General features: G+C 43.0%; 11 protein-coding genes. 1 reads left to right on the top strand and 10 read right to left on the bottom strand.

Annotated features, from left to right (window positions below; translation table 11 throughout):
- Nucleotides 1-16: 16 nt before the first annotated feature.
- A complete protein-coding gene (locus tag H9X96_RS09535) occupies nt 17-1,324 on the top strand; it encodes a deoxyribodipyrimidine photo-lyase (RefSeq protein WP_187666065.1) in 1,308 nt (435 codons plus the stop codon).
- Between the two features lie 15 nt (nt 1,325-1,339).
- On the opposite strand, the gene H9X96_RS09540 is transcribed toward H9X96_RS09535, so the two are convergent.
- From H9X96_RS09540 to H9X96_RS09585, 10 genes are all read right to left on the bottom strand, one after another.
- Nucleotides 1,340-2,251 (bottom strand): FKBP-type peptidyl-prolyl cis-trans isomerase, encoded by a 912-nt coding sequence (locus tag H9X96_RS09540; protein ID WP_187666066.1) that lies wholly within the window; start codon nt 2,249-2,251, stop codon nt 1,340-1,342.
- A 10-nt stretch (nt 2,252-2,261) separates the two neighbouring features.
- On the bottom strand, nt 2,262-2,741 hold the full coding sequence (locus H9X96_RS09545) for an FKBP-type peptidyl-prolyl cis-trans isomerase (protein ID WP_187666067.1): 480 nt from the start codon (nt 2,739-2,741) through the stop codon (nt 2,262-2,264).
- 127 nt (nt 2,742-2,868) lie between these two features.
- On the bottom strand, nt 2,869-4,659 hold the full coding sequence (locus tag H9X96_RS09550; RefSeq protein WP_187666068.1) for an acyl-CoA dehydrogenase family protein: 1,791 nt from the start codon (nt 4,657-4,659) through the stop codon (nt 2,869-2,871).
- A 9-nt stretch (nt 4,660-4,668) separates the two neighbouring features.
- Complete coding sequence (locus tag H9X96_RS09555; protein ID WP_187666069.1) at nt 4,669-5,847, bottom strand: acetyl-CoA C-acyltransferase; 1,179 nt, start codon at nt 5,845-5,847, stop codon at nt 4,669-4,671.
- Between the two features lie 25 nt (nt 5,848-5,872).
- On the bottom strand, nt 5,873-8,278 hold the full coding sequence (locus H9X96_RS09560) for a 3-hydroxyacyl-CoA dehydrogenase/enoyl-CoA hydratase family protein (protein ID WP_187666070.1): 2,406 nt from the start codon (nt 8,276-8,278) through the stop codon (nt 5,873-5,875).
- The gene (locus H9X96_RS09565) at nt 8,259-8,717 is read right to left on the bottom strand and encodes a MarR family winged helix-turn-helix transcriptional regulator (protein ID WP_187666071.1); all 459 of its coding nucleotides are present in this window, start codon (nt 8,715-8,717) and stop codon (nt 8,259-8,261) included. Before H9X96_RS09565 ends, H9X96_RS09560 begins: the two co-directional genes overlap by 20 nt.
- A 154-nt stretch (nt 8,718-8,871) precedes the next feature.
- Complete coding sequence (locus H9X96_RS09570; protein ID WP_370576732.1) at nt 8,872-9,444, bottom strand: DUF6266 family protein; 573 nt, start codon at nt 9,442-9,444, stop codon at nt 8,872-8,874.
- Between the two features lie 130 nt (nt 9,445-9,574).
- Nucleotides 9,575-10,891: an OmpA family protein gene (locus H9X96_RS09575; RefSeq protein ID WP_187666073.1), complete on the bottom strand. Its 1,317-nt coding sequence runs from the start codon at nt 10,889-10,891 to the stop codon at nt 9,575-9,577.
- 124 nt (nt 10,892-11,015) lie between these two features.
- Nucleotides 11,016-12,734: a gamma-glutamyltransferase gene (gene ggt / locus H9X96_RS09580; protein WP_187666074.1), complete on the bottom strand. Its 1,719-nt coding sequence runs from the start codon at nt 12,732-12,734 to the stop codon at nt 11,016-11,018.
- A complete protein-coding gene (locus tag H9X96_RS09585; RefSeq protein WP_187666075.1) occupies nt 12,712-14,484 on the bottom strand; it encodes a long-chain fatty acid--CoA ligase in 1,773 nt (590 codons plus the stop codon). Before H9X96_RS09585 ends, ggt begins: the two co-directional genes overlap by 23 nt.
- Nucleotides 14,485-14,525: the final 41 nt, after the last annotated feature.

Consider the following 14,525-nt stretch of genomic DNA (forward strand, 5'->3'; position numbering starts at 1 on the left):
CGTTCAAATACCCTATATGAAGCCTAAAATTAACATCTGCTGGTTGCGAAGAGACCTGCGACTGGAAGACAATGCTGCCATTTACCATGCCCTAAAAGGCGAGTACCCGGTACTGCTTCTTTTTATTTTCGACACGGAGATCCTGAGCAAACTGGCAAATAGGCAAGATGCCCGGGTCAATTTCCTCCATCAAACATTAAGCACACTCAGTGATCAGCTCCAGAAAAACCAAAGCAGTTCTATCCTGATTCAACACGGAAAACCAACAGACATCTGGGCTACGCTTAGTCAAACTTATCAAATCAATGCGGTGTACAGCAATCAGGACTATGAACCTGATGCCATCAAAAGAGATGCGGCCATCAAAGCACAGCTCCAGGCAACGAACATCCAATTTTTTAGCTCCAAGGACCAGGTGATCTTCGAAAAGGATGAAATCACCAAAGCAGATGGCCTGCCTTATACCGTGTTCACGCCTTATTTCAGACAGTGGCAGCAAAAACTCAATGATTTTTACCTGCGTGCCTACCCTACTGAAAAATATTTCGGCAATTTCTGGCCAAACGCGGCATTTCCAATCCCTACCTTAAAAGAACTGGGATTTGAAAACAGCACTCAGCCATTTCCAGGAAAAAATTTCGAAGACAAACTGGAAGGTTATGAACTCAACAGAGATTTTCCGGCAGCAGATGCCACCTCCCATATTGGCATGCACCTGCGTTTCGGCACCATCAGCATCCGGAAAGCCGCAAAAACCGCAGTGGAACAAAAGGCCTCAAAATGGGTTTCGGAACTGGCCTGGCGAGACTTTTACCAGATGATTTTATTTCATTTCCCACATACCGTCACCAAATCCTTCAAACCTAAATACGACCTGATCAAATGGCGAAATCATCCAGATGAATTTGAGGCCTGGTGCCAGGGTAATACCGGCTATCCTTTAGTGGATGCGGGCATGCGGCAGCTCAACGAAACCGGATACATGCACAATCGTGTACGGATGGTAGTCGCCAGTTTCCTATGCAAGCATTTGCTCATCGACTGGCGATGGGGAGAAGCTTATTTCGCGGAAAAACTATTAGATTATGAGATGGCCAGCAATGTAGGAGGATGGCAATGGGCTTGCGGATCTGGAAATGATGCCGCACCTTATTTCAGGGTATTTAACCCGGAGCTTCAGCTGAAGAAATTTGACCCGAAGCTGGAATATGTAGACCGCTGGGTTCCTGCTTATAAACAATTAAAGCACACCCTACCAATGGTAGAACATGCTTTTGCCAGAGAAAGGGTCTTGAAAGTTTTTAAAGCGGCATTAAATGAATAATGCCGCCATTATATTTTAATTGGTTACCTCTAATACTTCTACGCTGTAGTCTAAGTTTGAATTTGGAGGAATAGACTCTCCACCATTAGAATCAGACACTAACGCATTTCCATAAGCCAGTCCGGAAGGAATAAACATCCTCACTTTAGAACCTTTAGTGAATTTTGGCAGCATAATTCTAAATGCTGGAATTAACTTTTTAGGCATATTAGTCATGCTGGCATCCTGATTCAAGCCGCCGTCTAAACTCTTTAATACATAACTGAAATTCACTAAAGAATTCAGGTTGATCACCTCTGTTCCTGTACCAACAGTAGTCGTTTGCAAATATATTCCAGAAGATGCATCTTTAACCGCGTTTGTAATCGAATTAGCTTTTAAATAAGCCTGAATAAGTGCATCGTCCAAAACCGCTTGTTTTTCTTTATAAGTCGTAATCGATACTACGATAATTTCATTCGAAGCAATGCCTACAGATGGCAATCCATTTCTACCAAAAGCTAGGTAGGAAGGCAGGTAAATTTTAACAGACGCTCCAGGGTTTAACTTTTTAAGTACTTGACTAATGGCAGGAACAGATTTACTGAAAAACCCAAATGGGCTACCCACACGCTGTCCTTCATTACGATAAGTAGGAGTTGTAGCAAATACAGCTCCGTTAGAAAATGCAGCTACTGTGATGCGATAACGTACTGAATCCGTCAGTTTATAGTTGTTGGCATCTGTACTTCCAGCGGGCGGTGTAGGCACATAAAAATAGCCTGTTTTAGCAGAATCCGCAATGGCATTGATGTTGTTTTTTGCGAAGTAATCTGCCAGTTTAGTATCATCTATCGTCTGAACTGACTCATACTCCTTTTTACAGGAACTAAAAATAACGATGGTAGCCAGTAAGGCAATGGTATAAAGTGATAACTTTTTAATCATTTTGTATTTTCTATTTTATATTCTTTAGGGTAATGGTATAATCTAATATCGCACGCGGCGGGATATTGGTGCCGGAAAAATCTTTGTAAGCTAAAGCAGAAGGAATGATCAGCCTGATCCGGCCGCCTTTCGTGATTTTCGGAAGGCCTATCTGCCAGCCTTGCATCGCATCCGCAAGCTTTACCGTCACCGAATCTGTTTCTGGAACCGTCCGAAAAGTCAATGCTGACTTTAATACACGGGCATCAAAGTATACTACCAAACTATCTTGTAATTTTGGAAATACCGTACCTGTTCCTGCGCCCAAAATCTCATAATTCAAACCTGAAGGATCCACGGTCAAATTTGCCCTGGTACTGTCCCTATATTTTTGTATCGTTATCGCGTCCAATTCCAACTGTTTCTCCGGGTCGTAAGGAGGAGTCTTCTCACATGCAGCAAATAAACCGCATAGCAAAAATGACAACAGCAAAATCTTGTTTTTTAACATAATAGACAAAAATAGTCTTTTATTGGCTATGCCGCAATTTTTAACCAATTTTAACAAATAGAAAAGGGAGTTCAAAAAAACGCCCTTAATCAGATTAAGAGCGTTCAGTTTAATTATGAATTATACCTTAGTAACAATATTTATTTGCGGCAATGACTTGCTGTGCCACCTGCTGACGGGTTTCTTTTACATTGAAGGCCTCCATTTTAGCAAAACGGCGTAAACCTACCATCATCATACGCTGCTCATCCCCATCAGCAAATGCCCATAATGCTTCTTTACCTGCTTTTTGCAAGGCATCAACAGCCTCAACAAAATAGATGCGCATCAGGTTCAACTGACCTTCACAAGCCGCTTCACCACGAAGGCTCACCAACTTTTCGGTTCTCAGCATCGCTGATTCCGCGACGTAAACGTAGCTGGCCATATCGGCAATGTTCATCAAAATCTCCTGCTCTTTAGAAAGGCTCATCATCAATTTCTGAACCGCAGCACCGGCGACCATTAAGGTTGCTTTTTTCAGATTCTTGATGATTTTTTTTTCGGCCGCGAATAACGCATCATCTTCTTCTCCGAAATCAGGAATAGACATCAATTCAGCCGCTACAGCAGTAGCAGGCGTCATCAAATCCAACTCGCCTTTCATGGCACGTTTCAACATCATATCTACAGTCAGCAGTCTGTTGATCTCATTGGTTCCTTCAAAGATTCTGTTGATCCTGGCATCGCGATAAGCACGATCCATTGGCGCTTCCGCCGAGAATCCCATACCGCCATAAATCTGTACACCTTCATCTACTACGTAATCCAATGCTTCAGAACCCCAGACTTTCAGAATCGCACATTCTATCGCATACTCTTCCGTAGATTTCAGTTTGGCCTTGCTTGCATCCATTCCTCCGGCAACCAACCTTTCATACGCATCGTCAATATTCTGACCAGCGCGATAGTTTGCAGATTCCACAGCATATACTTTTGCCGCCATTTCCGCTAATTTGTACCTGATGGCACCATATTTAGAAATTGGACGATCAAATTGAATTCTTTCATTAGAATATTTAATCGCGGTATCAATCACCGCTTTTGAAGCACCAATCGCTGCTGCCGATAATTTAATACGACCAATATTTAAAATATTCACTGCGATTTTAAAACCATTCTGACGCTCAGAAAGCATATTTTCTACTGGCACCGGACAGTCATTGAAGAATACTTGTCTGGTAGAAGAACCTTTAATCCCCATTTTATGCTCTTCAGGATTCATAGTAATGCCTCCAAAATCACGCTCTACAATGAAAGCCGTTAGATTGGCATCGTCATCAATCTTAGCGAACACAATAAATATATCAGCGAAACCACCGTTGGTGATCCACATTTTCTGACCAGTGATCAGGTAGTGTTTTCCATCTTCAGAAAGTTTTGCTTTAGTTTTTCCAGAATTGGCATCTGAACCAGAATTTGGTTCTGTCAAGCAGTACGCTGCCTTCCATTCGCCAGTTCCAAGTTTAGGAATGTACTTCGCTTTCTGCGCTTCATTGCCATAATACAAAATAGGTAAAGTACCGATTCCGGTATGGGCAGAAAGTGCTACGGCAAAGGAATGACCTGCGCCAATTACATCAGCAACCAGCATCGAAGTATTGAAATTTTTACCAAAGCCACCAAATTCTTCAGGAATGGAAACCCCTAAAATACCCAGTGCACCAGCTTTATCCATTAAGGAAGGCATCAATCCTTCTTCTTGGGTATCGATACGATCCAGATTTGGATACACTTCTGTCGCTAGAAAATCGCGGCAGGTCTGCGCAATCATTTGCTGCTCTTCATCAAATTCTTCAGGAATAAATACATCCTGGTAATTGGTTTCTGTAATTAAAAACGCTCCACCTTTAATTGCTTTTTTGTCTGTAGTTTCCATAATATCTTATTAAAGCATTTCGAAAATTCCGGCAGCCCCTTGTCCGCTACCCACGCACATGGTCACCATACCATATTTCTGATCCCTTCGTTTCAATTCATTAAATAACTGCACTGATAATTTAGCACCGGTACAGCCTAATGGATGTCCGAGCGCAATGGCACCACCATTCACATTTACTTTCGAAGCATCGATGCCTAAAGTCCGGATCACGGCCAGCGACTGTGAAGCGAAAGCCTCATTCAGTTCGATCAGGTCAAGTTCTTCCAGTTTCATCCCTGCCATTTTCAAAGCTTTTGGAATGGCTTCAATTGGCCCGATACCCATAATTCTAGGTGGAACACCAGCAATGCCATAACTCACTAAACGCGCAATTGGCGCTACGCCTAATTCTTTCATTTTCTTCTCAGAAACCACCAGTACAAAGGCAGCACCATCAGAAGTCTGCGAAGAGTTACCGGCGGTCACACTGCCATCCGTTGCAAAAACAGGTTTCAATTTGGCTAGTTTTTCCAGAGAAGTATCCGCTCTTGGTCCTTCATCAGTATCCACCACATAACTGCGGGTTTTCTTTTTCATATTGCCGTCCAGGTAATTTTCTACTACTGTGATCGGCGCAACGCCTGCTTTCAGGTGACCATTTTTGATCGCTTCCACCGCTTTCATATTCGATTGAAAGGCGAAAGCATCCTGATCTTCCCTGCTTACTTTATATTCATTGGCCACTGCTTCTGCAGTTAAGCCCATTCCCCAATACCAATCTGGGTTTTTCATCGCCACATCAGGGTTAGGAACTACTTTCCAGCCGCCAAAAGGCATGCCCGACATCACTTCTACCCCGCCGGCAATGATACAATCTGCCATACCGCTTTTAATTTTAGCCACTGCTGTTGCAATGGTTTCCAATCCTGAAGCGCAATAACGATTGACCGTTACACCTGGAACTTTATCGGTATCCAATCCCATCAGCGAAACCATACGCCCGATATTCAGGCCTTGTTCTGCTTCAGGAGTTGCATTTCCAACAATCACATCATCAATTTGTGTCGTATCCAGATTAGGCACAGAAGCCACCAGCTGTCTGATCACATCTGCCGCTAAATCATCAGCTCTGGTAAAACGAAATACACCACGGGGAGCCTTGCCCACTGCGGTACGATAGCCTGCTATAATATATGCTTCTTGCATGTCTGTGTCTTTTAATAGAAAAAAATTAGTTTCTTAAAGGTTTCCCTTTGGTCACAATACTTTGAATTCGTTCCAGTGTTTTACGTTCTCCGCAAAGCGATAGGAAGGCTTCTCTTTCCAGATCCAGTAAATACTGTTCTGTGACCTCCGTTGGCGCGGAAAGATCTCCACCACACATTACCCAACCCAATTTTTCAGAGATTTTCTTATCATGTTCAGAGATATAATGTCCGGAATACATGGTATTTGCGCCGGCATAAACAATACCTAAACCTTGTTTACCCAACACCCGGATGTCTCTACGAGGCACCGGTTTCGTGTATCCTGCATCTGCCAGCTCAATTGCTTTTGCTTTTGCATCGGCGATCAACCTGCTTCTGTTCATCGAAATCGAATATTTATTTTTCTGCAAATACCCCAATTCAAAGGCTTCTACTGCGGAAGTGGAAACTTTCGCCATACCGATGGTCAGGAACCTGTCTTTCAATACATTTTGTACAATCTGATCTTCTTTATATTCGTCGGAAGCACGCAAAGCGAACTCCTTGGTACCGCCACCACCAGGAATCACCCCAACGCCAAACTCTACCAATCCCATATAAGTTTCCGCATTAAGCTGCACATGGTCGGCATGTAAACTAAACTCACAGCCACCGCCAAGTGTTAAATTATGCGGAGCAACTACTACTGGGATCGAAGAATAACGGATGCGCATGGAAGTATTCTGGAACATACGGATGGCTAGGCTTAACTCTTCCCATTCCTGTTCTACAGCCATCATGAAAATCATGCCCACATTTGCACCGGCAGAGAAATTAGCGCCATCGTTTCCGATCACGACCCCTCTGTATTCTTTTTCCGCAAGGTCTATTGCTTTATTGATGGCTTGTAAAGTATCGCCGCCAATGGTATTCATTTTAGAATGGAATTCGACATTCAGGATGCCATCACCAAGATCAATGATCGAAGCACCTCCATTTTTCCAAATCGTTTTATTTGCCCTTAAATTATCAAGGATGATAAAGGCTTCTGCTCCTGGAACTGCTTTATAGCTTTTCGAAGGAATGTCATAATATTTTTTTACGCCATCTTCCACCTTGTAAAAAGTAGTGTGTCCGGCAGCCAGCATTTCATGTACCCATGGCGCAGCCTCGTGCCCATATTTTTTCATACCTACAATCGCATCTGTAATGCCTACTGCATCCCAAACTTCGAAAGGGCCTAAATCCCAGGCAAAGCCGGCACGCATGGCATCATCAATCCGGTACAGCTCATCAGAGATTTCCGGGATGCGATCCGATACATATTCAAACAATCCGAAAAAAGAAGCACGGAACAATTCTCCGACTTTATCTTTTCCTGCGGCAAAAACTTTCATTCTGTCTTTTACATTCTCAATGGATTTGGTGATATCCAGCGTTGCTGATTTCACTTTTTCCTGAGGACGGTATTCCAGGGTTTTTAGGTCTAGGGCTAAAATTTCTGTTTTGCCTTCAGCAGTTTTTGTTTTTTTATAGAAACCTTGTTTTGTTTTATCGCCCAACCAGTTGTTGGCTTCCATTTTCTCTACATAAGCAGGAAGCTTAAAAAGATTATGTGCTTTATCCTCTGGACAATTGTCATACAGCCCTTTGGAAACTTTAATCATGGTATCTAATCCCACCACATCAGTAGTACGGAAAGTCGCCGATTTTGGCCTGCCTAAAGCAGGGCCGGTAAACTTATCAACTTCTTCTACAGTCAGGTCCATTTTCTCCACCAGATGCAGTAAAGCCATGATGGAGTATACACCTACCCTATTGGCAATAAATGCCGGGGTATCCTTACATAGCACCGTTGTTTTCCCTAAAAATTTATCTCCGTAATACATTAAAAAATCTACCAGATCCGGATGGGTGTCCGGGGTAGGAATGATTTCCAGCAACCTCAGGTAACGAGGCGGATTAAAGAAGTGAGTACCGCAGAAATTGGCTTTGAAATCATCAGATCTTCCTTCCGCCATTAAATGGATTGGAATTCCCGAAGTATTCGAAGTAACCAGCGATCCCGGTTTACGGAATTGCTCTACCCGCTCAAATACTTTTCTTTTGATGTCCAGGTTTTCTACCACCACCTCAATGATCCAGTCGTAAGACCCGATCTTTGACATGTCGTCGGTAAAGTTCCCTGTCGTAATTTTATTCAAGACCTTTTTGCTGTAAACAGGCGAAGGATTAGTTTTTACCGTATTTTGCAATGCCGCATTTACAATTCGATTCTTAACCGCAGGATGGTCCAGACTCAGTCCTTTTGACTGCTCCTCTGCGCTGAGTTCCTTTGGAGCAATGTCCAATAAAAGTACTTCAACTCCAATGTTCGCAAAGTGACAAGCAATACGTGAACCCATAATACCTGAGCCCAATACTGCTACTCTATTTATCTTCTTGTTCATAATTTTCAGTAGGAATTTTATATGCCAGTGTAAGTTTATTCAGTTTCTGTAAGGAAGAGATCAGGTTATTCTTCTCCTGATTGCTAAAATGCTTATTCAGGTATTCATTAAAAGAGATCACCACTGCTCTTGCGAGCAATCTTTTCTCCCTACCCAAATCAGTCAGGAAAACTTTAACCGAACGCTTGTCTCCGATGGAAGTCTCCCGGTATATTAACCCCTGTTCTTCCATATTGTTTAGCATTCTTGATAAACTGGTGGCTTTCACCCCCAGCAGACCGGCCAGCTTGGAAACCGCAGTTCCTTCTTTCTCAATATTGATCAGCACATAGCCAATAGCCTGCGTGATTCCGAATCCGGAAGCGATCTGATTATAAGTGTTGGAAACGTTCTGCCAAACCACTTTCAGGAAATAATCTACTGTCTCTTGTTGTTTCATTAATTACTATGCTTGCATAACAAAGCTATCGAATAAAAAAATCAAATGCAAGCAAAGAAAAAAAATATTATAATATTTTAGCTGGTAGAAAAACAGGAAGATCTGGCGCCGTTTTTATGCACCTTAGGTAGGTTTTCCAGATAGTTTTAACAGTTTACTTTTTAAAGCGAAGTATTCCCTTTCCATGCAGCGGAAAGCCTTGGCTTCGGGGATTTCCCTCCGCAAAATCCGGCCTTTTTTTTCCATAATCCCTAGCCACAAGCTCATAACGAGCTTCCAGCTGATGATAGTTCGCTTCCTCCGCTTCCGCTTCTTTACTTTTCGGAAAGCCGTTCAGATTACCTACATAGCTGCTATCGGAAATCAACGCTCCATTGGCAGATTTAAAACACACATAGATCTCCATCTGTTCGTTGATTTTCCATTCTTGATTTAGCGGAAGAAAACAACTCCCCTCTGCTCTTCTTGCCGCATTTAAATAGCTGGTTGCACGTTTTCTGCCGGGATGGCTGATCATGACCATCGACAAATTATCGTTTTCAGCAGTTTCAACAATGCTGGAATCCCAGCTCAAATGGAGGTCATTTTCTCCTTTGCTGATTTTTAATCCCGACGCCGATTCCAGCTGCCCCTTACTGAGGATCACTTTGGCATAGTCGACCCAGATATTCGGATACTCACCTGTTAAAGCGTAAAATTGGCCTTTAAACAGGTTTAGGGCGCAAATTTGCGAAGAATGGCCCTACCAATCCCCTCCAATAATCCAACATGAACCCACAAAAAACAAATGTCTTTAAAAACGCAAAAAACCGCCTTGCAATAAGCAAGGCGGTTTTCCATTCCGTATTAAATACCGACTAGTAAAGTGTAAATTCTACTCTTCTGTTCTGTTGACGACCAGCGGCAGTTTTATTGGTTGCAATTGGTTGGTTTGGACCATAACCTACTGCTTCAATACGTGAAGGATTCGCACCTTGAGATACTAAATACGCTTTTACTGCTTCTGCTCTTTCTTTCGATAAACGTAAGTTTAAAGCCATAGAACCAGTGTTATCAGTATGACCTGCCAATTTAAGGCTAAAGTTTTTCTCTACTAATAATGCTGCTACACGGTTTAAAGTAGTGTAAGATTTAGCACGGATAGTTGCTTTTCCTAAATCAAACTCTAAGTTTTTAATCGCTTCTTCTACTACCTTACGGTCAGCTTCAGTAATGATTACTTTTTCCTGAATTACTGGTACAGGGATTTTCAATGGACAACCAGAACCGTCAACAACTACGCCTGCTGGAGTACCTGGACATTTATCCAGTTTATCAGCAACACCATCGCCATCAGAATCTTTTAACAGGTCGTTCATTTCGCCTCTTAATTTATCATTTTCAGCTTTCAATGCATTTGCAGTTTGTTTCGCCGATAAAGCTTCTTCGTAAGTTAAAGCTACCGGGTTATGCCATGCCAATTGTTTCGATCCTTTTCCTAAGGCAAACTCTAAACCTGCATAACCGTAGTTATATTTATCGCTGCTGTTACCACGTGCATAACCATCAAGATTATCGCCATCAACAAAGTTAACCGTCCAGCCTAAATCCAGGTTTACACGGTCTGCTAATTTAAATTTAGCACCTAATCCAACAGGGATAATCAATTCAGAGATTGTTTTACCACCAGCATAGTCTACTAACGCACCACCTGAGGTAGCTGAAGTTTTCACTTTATAACCCGCTAAACCAGCACCACCAGAAGCGTACAATTGTACTGCACTGTTGGCATTGAACATGCTGATATTAAACAAATTTACCACAGCGTTTAAACTTCCTGAATAATCAAGGTTAGTTTCAAAAGCATTTACAGGACTGGCATTTGGCGCACCGCTTTTCCAGTTTTCAGAGTTATCACCTTTAAGTTTACCTCTCACTCCGTCTAAACGCAGGGAGAAATAAGGAGTAATTTGTTTCTTAATATAAAGTCCGTAACCAAGGCTGGATTTCATATTAGAGAAATCATTATGTCCACCAAGAGGAGATAAAGGAGTTAAAACCCCAGCATTAAGGCCAATCGACCAGGTCGTCAACTGATTTGAGGTTGTACCTGCTTGATCCTGTGCCTGAACAGAACCTCCGATTAGGAGCGCAGCAAAAGCTACAGGCAGGGTTTTAAATAAATTTTGTTTCATAAGATAAGTATTGAATAAATTATTACAATGTTTAATCATTGAATTCATTTCAATACTCAGGCCAATTATTTAAACTGCTTTAAACGACTGCAATTAGAAAATAAGTGTGTGGAATTTCAGACAGCTACCAGCCTAGCCATTGATCATCACCACGCGGATCTGCAGCCCCCTGATAACCACCCTGTTTTGTTTTCAGGATCGCATCTACTCTACCCATTGGCCCTCTTGGCGCGACGATATAGCCTTTAGTTTGGAGTTTAACGCGGGTAATTGAATCTATTGCCCCCTTTTCCGTGTAAATCAAATCAGGCAGCCATTGGTGGTGAAAACGTTCAGCGGACACTGCCTGCTGCATATTTTGGTCAAATTCGATCACATTTAGAATGGTCTGAAAAACAGACGTTATAATTGTGGAGCCTCCGGGTGTACCCACCACCATGAATAGCGCTCCATCTTTTTCAAGAATTGTAGGTGTCATAGAGCTCAGCATTCGTTTTCCTGGGGCGATGGCATTCGCTTCGCCACCAACCAGTCCATACATATTGGCTGCACCTGGTTTCACAGAGAAATCGTCCATTTCATTGTTGAGCAGAAATCCTGCGCCTTTTATCACAACCGTAGCACCATAAGAGCCATTCAAGGTGGTAGTTACAGAAACGGCATTACCTTCCTGATCGACAATAGAATAGTGCGTAGTTTCTTCATGTTCTTTTCTATTGACAACTCCGGCTTTAACCGATGCGCTAGGCATTGCCTTTTGCCAGTCCATGCTTTTCATGCGATCCCTAATGTACTGATCTTCCATTAAGGCAGGGGCAGGAACATCATAGAAATCTGGATCACCAAGGTGCGTGGCACGATCGGCATAGACCCTACGTTCTGCTTCTACCATGAGCTGCACGGTAGAATCCTGCTGGAATCCCCATTTTTTCAGTGGAAATGGCTCTACAGATTTCAGGAGCTGAATCAGGGCAATACCACCACTAGATGGAGGAGGCATGGTAATGATGCGGTAATCTTTATAAGTTCCGGTGATGGCTTTGCGCCAGATCGCCTGATAATTTTGTAAATCAGCTTTGGTCAGGATGCCGCCGCCGCGGTTCATCTCCTTTAATAAAAGATCAGCGACTTTACCATCGTAAAAGCCTGCCCTTCCTTTGTCGCGGATCAGTTCCAGCGTACTGGCCAGTTCTTCCTGTTTCAGCAGCTCCCCTTCGGCCCATTTGCCTTCTTTCAGCAATGCGGTACCATCCGGATTGAATTCCAGTAATTTTTCGCGAAGCTCGTTGAGCTCAGCCACCTGTTGCTTGCTCAGGGGGAAACCATTTCTGGCGAGAAAAATTGCCGGCTCTACTAAAGCTGCCCATGGCAATTTCCCATATTTTTGATGTGCGGCCACCATTCCTGCTACCGAACCGGGAACACCTGCAGCCAGCTGCCCGTACAGGCTTTTATCAACAATCGGTGCACCGGATTGATCCAGGTACATATCCCTTGATGCTGCAGCACCGGCTTTTTCTCTAAAATCAAGGGTATTGCTACTGCCATCTGCAGCGCGATACACCATAAAACCACCGCCACCGATATTTCCGGCATTGGGGTATACTACGGCTAATGCAAACTGAACCGCTACTGCAGCATCCACCGCATTCCCACCTTTTTTCAAGATGTCCAGGCCTACTTTCGACGCAAAAGGACTGGCAGAAACCACCATCCCATTGCGGTAGTCACTGCCACCTTGTCTGCCCGGCCGAGTCCCTGCGCATCCTGATAGAAGAATGGCTGTGATCAGCAAAAATCCATTGATATTTAAAAATATTCTAGCCTTTATAATCCGCTGCATCCGTATAAATTTTTTCTATGACCAGTCCGTTTTTCTCCAGAATGACCTTTCTTTTTAAGCTCAGTTTAGGGGTCAGCTCACCGCCTTCAATGCTCCACTCTTTGGAGAGCAATGCAATGCGTTTCACCTGCTCCCATTTGCCAAACTCCTTGCCGCTAAAAGCAACAATTTCATCATACTTTTTCAAGACCTGCGGATCTTTGATCATCAGTTCATTGGTGGTATAAGCAATTCCCTTTTTAGCACACCAGGCTTTAAGCGCTGCAAAAGTAGGAATAATTAAAGCCGATGGAAACTTTCTGTTTTCACCAAGCACCATCACCTGCTCCACCAATGGGGATTCTTTCAATTTATTTTCCAGCATCTGTGGGGCCACATACTTACCACCTGCTGTTTTAAAGATCTCTTTTTTACGATCGGTAATTTTCAAGAACCTGCCCTCGATCAATTCGCCAATATCTCCGGTATGGAACCAGCCATCTTTGTCGATAGACTCGGCAGTCAGTTCCGGATGGTTGTAATAGCCTTTCATAATGTTGTGTCCACGGGCCAACACTTCCCCATCTTCTGCAATCTTCACTTCTACGCCTTCAATTGGCGGACCTACAGTTCCAAACCTGGTGGCACCAATATAGTTTACTGTGATCACCGGCGAAGTTTCCGTTAAACCATATCCCTCCATCACCGGCATTCCTGCTGCCCAGAAGATTCTGCATAAACGTGCGTTTAAAGCTGCTCCTCCGGAAACAATCACTACAATTTCGCCACCCAGTGCTTCCTGCCATTTTTTAAACACCAGCTTTCTGGCAATGCCGAGTTTGAACTTATAAAAAGGACCGTTGTCGAATTCGAATTTTTCCGCAACAGCAAGCGCCCAGAAGAATATGCCTCTTTTGATTCCTGTTAGTTCCTTTCCTTTCTCCATGATTTTATCATAGACCTTTTCCAGCAAACGTGGAACGGTAGAGAAAGCATTGGGTTTCACAAACTGTATGTCGGCCACAATAGTTTCCATACTTTCTGCATAATATACCGATGCTCCTTTATACATGTGGAGGTACACAATCATGCGTTCAAAAATATGCGACAATGGTAAAAAGCTCAAGGCCTTATGGAGTCCCGGAGGAACCAGCACCGAAGACTTTTCAAAATTTTTCACCAGGTTATCATGAGTCAGCATCACCCCTTTTGGGGTACCAGTCGTACCAGAGGTATAGATTAAGGTTAAAATATCTTCCGCTTTTACCTCCGCACGGTACACTTCCAGGTCCAGTCCGGCCTGAGCCTTTCCTGCCTCCAGCAATTCCTCCCAGGAAGGAATTCCTTTTACCGGATCGAAACTATATACTTTCAGCTCAGATTTCAATTCTGCAGCTGCTGTTTTTACTTTCTGATAGATCAGTTCATCCGCTACAAAAACAACATTTACGGCCGCATTTTCCAGAATAAACTTAATATCATGCTCCGCTAATGTCGGATATAAAGGTACCTGATAGGCACCCAACTGTATAATTGCAAAATCAGTAATGTTCCATTCCGGGCGATTGGCAGACATAACCGCTACCTTCGACCCCTTAATTACACCGATCCCCAGCAAGCCTCTGCTCAAGGTATCAACGGTTTCACAAAAATGCTGGGTACTATATTTTTTCCACTCCCCCTTAACCTTACCACTTATAAACTCTTCTTTGGGAAAATTCTCTAAATTGTATTGAAGTAAATCAAATACGCGTGTGATATTTGCAGCCATAAACGGTTATTTTTATAATTATTACCTGGTCTTTCTCAAAT

The sequence above is a fragment of the Pedobacter sp. N36a genome (assembly GCF_014472395.1).
Taxonomy (GTDB): domain Bacteria; phylum Bacteroidota; class Bacteroidia; order Sphingobacteriales; family Sphingobacteriaceae; genus Pedobacter.

Bases quoted from the DNA above. Each gene is read 5' to 3' on its own strand.
- H9X96_RS09535 (WP_187666065.1), top strand. From the start codon at position 17: ATGAAGCCTAAAATTAACATCTGCTGGTTGCGAAGAGACCTGCGACTG.
- H9X96_RS09540 (WP_187666066.1), bottom strand. From the start codon at position 2,251: ATGATTAAAAAGTTATCACTTTATACCATTGCCTTACTGGCTACCATC.
- H9X96_RS09545 (WP_187666067.1), bottom strand. From the start codon at position 2,741: ATGTTAAAAAACAAGATTTTGCTGTTGTCATTTTTGCTATGCGGTTTA.
- H9X96_RS09550 (WP_187666068.1), bottom strand. From the start codon at position 4,659: ATGGAAACTACAGACAAAAAAGCAATTAAAGGTGGAGCGTTTTTAATT.
- H9X96_RS09555 (WP_187666069.1), bottom strand. From the start codon at position 5,847: ATGCAAGAAGCATATATTATAGCAGGCTATCGTACCGCAGTGGGCAAG.
- H9X96_RS09560 (WP_187666070.1), bottom strand. From the start codon at position 8,278: ATGAACAAGAAGATAAATAGAGTAGCAGTATTGGGCTCAGGTATTATG.
- H9X96_RS09565 (WP_187666071.1), bottom strand. From the start codon at position 8,717: ATGAAACAACAAGAGACAGTAGATTATTTCCTGAAAGTGGTTTGGCAG.
- H9X96_RS09575 (WP_187666073.1), bottom strand. From the start codon at position 10,891: ATGAAACAAAATTTATTTAAAACCCTGCCTGTAGCTTTTGCTGCGCTC.
- ggt (WP_187666074.1), bottom strand. From the start codon at position 12,734: ATGCAGCGGATTATAAAGGCTAGAATATTTTTAAATATCAATGGATTT.
- H9X96_RS09585 (WP_187666075.1), bottom strand. From the start codon at position 14,484: ATGGCTGCAAATATCACACGCGTATTTGATTTACTTCAATACAATTTA.